The organism is Desulfobulbus alkaliphilus (genome assembly GCF_016918545.1).
In the GTDB taxonomy this organism is placed as follows: domain Bacteria; phylum Desulfobacterota; class Desulfobulbia; order Desulfobulbales; family Desulfobulbaceae; genus Desulfobulbus; species Desulfobulbus alkaliphilus.
In genome coordinates this window covers 1-394 of record NZ_JAFFQC010000409.1, presented here as the reverse complement: position 1 = coordinate 394, position 394 = coordinate 1, and the positions used below count along the sequence as shown (strand labels likewise).

The following is a 394-nucleotide window of genomic DNA, read 5'->3' as shown; positions in this document are numbered from 1 at the left end:
GTTGTAGCCGAAGCCCTGCCAGACGCTCATCGCGACGATGGCGAGCATCGCCCAGTGCTCGTCGGCGAGGAAGTTCGGCGCGTGCACGCCCACGGTGGACTGCAGTGACGCGTCGATCGCTCCCCCGGGCTGGTACAGCATCCGCCACACCACGACGTTCGCGACGATCGGCGTGATGGTCGGGATGAAGAACAGGACGCGGAAGACGTGTCGGCCGGCGATCCGCGGCGTCAGCCAGGCGGCGAGCCCGAGCGACACGACGAGGTTGAGCGGCACGTAGAGCACCACGAACAGCGCCGTGTTGAGGGCGACGGTGCGGAAGACCGGGTCGGCGAAGAGCCGGGTGTAGTTCTCGATGCCGGCCCAGCTGCGCTCGCCGAGCATGGGCCAGTTC

At 68.3% G+C, this 394-nt stretch carries 1 protein-coding gene; it reads right to left on the bottom strand.

Annotation, left to right across the window (positions count from 1 at the left end; translation table 11 throughout):
- On the bottom strand, positions 1-384 hold a 384-nt coding region (locus JWG43_RS19165; protein ID WP_205244488.1), incomplete at its 3' end, for a carbohydrate ABC transporter permease.
- Between the last annotated feature and the right edge of the window lie 10 nt (positions 385-394).